General features: G+C 64.9%; 2 protein-coding genes. Both read left to right on the forward strand.

The features are described 5' to 3' along the window. A partial coding sequence (locus AC1D01_RS35610) for an aspartate-semialdehyde dehydrogenase (RefSeq protein WP_477874370.1) occupies positions 1 to 573 on the forward strand: 573 nt, incomplete at its 5' end. A 326-nt stretch (positions 574 to 899) separates the two neighbouring features. Further along, positions 900 to 1,198: type IV pilus assembly protein FimV (locus AC1D01_RS35615; RefSeq protein ID WP_477874372.1), on the forward strand; the 299-nt coding region annotated here is incomplete at its 3' end.

Raw genomic sequence — 1,198 nt, forward strand, 5'->3', positions numbered from 1 at the left:
GTGCGCCCGCTGCTCGACGACCCGAAGAGCGCGATCCTCGAGATCGACCGCAAGCTCGTCGCGAAGCAGCGCTCGCTTTCCGCAGCGGAGACCGCCAACTTCGGCGTCCCGCTGGCCGGCAGCCTGATCCCGTGGATCGACAAGGATCTCGGCAACGGCATGAGCAAGGAAGAGTGGAAGGGCGAGGCCGAGACCAACAAGATCCTGGGGCAGGGCACGGGCTTCGGCACGCCGGCCATTCCGGTCGACGGCTTCTGCGTGCGCATCGGCGCGATGCGCTGCCACAGCCAGGCGCTGACGTTCAAGCTCAAGAAGGACGTGCCCCTGGCCGACATCGAGGCCTTGATCGCGAACGACAACGCCTGGGTCAAGGTCGTGCCGAACACGCGCGAGGCGACGCTCAAGGACCTGACGCCGGTGTCCGTGACCGGCACGCTGACCATCCCCGTGGGGCGCCTGCGCAAGATGGCGATGGGGCCGGAGTACCTCGGCGCGTTCACGATCGGCGACCAGTTGCTGTGGGGCGCGGCCGAACCGCTGCGCCGCATGCTGCGCATCCTGCTGGGTCAGTGACCGGTGGAAATTTCGTTGGAGTGACAGAGAGTTACCAGTGAAGACGGAGTGTCTTGTTGCGTTGCCATACTGCAACAGGACACTCCCCAGAAGCCCCGAATCCCGTCGCTGGCGGGAACGTCAGCCAATGCATGAGCTTGTCTTCGTATCTAGTTGATGTTATTGTGTTTTCTACTGCGCCTGGGGTGCGTGCTGGTTTCTCAAGAAGAACGACGCCAATCGACGGGAGCCTGTGCACTGCCCGCCACCTCCACTTGGGAGACGCCTTGAAAAGAAATTCGTTGTTCGCTCGCCGCTTTGCTCTGACCGGCGTGGCCATCGCTGCCATGTGTCTGTCTGCCACCAACGCCTGGGCGCTCGGCCTCGGGCGGCTGGCGGTCCAGTCGGCGCTTGGTGAAACCCTTCGCGCGGAAATCGAGGTCACGAGCCTGACGCCCGACGAGGCGTCGAACCTGAACGTGCGCATCGCGCCGCCGGAGTCGTACCGCGCCGCGGGTGTCGACTACAACCAGGTGCTGCCGGCCACGCAGGTCTCGCTGCAGCGCCGTCCGGACGGCCGTGCCTTCCTGAAGGTCACGAGCGATCGCGCCGTGCAGGAGCCCTTCGTCGACGTGATCCTCGATAT

This window comes from Rhizobacter sp. P3_B12 (genome assembly GCF_056402895.1).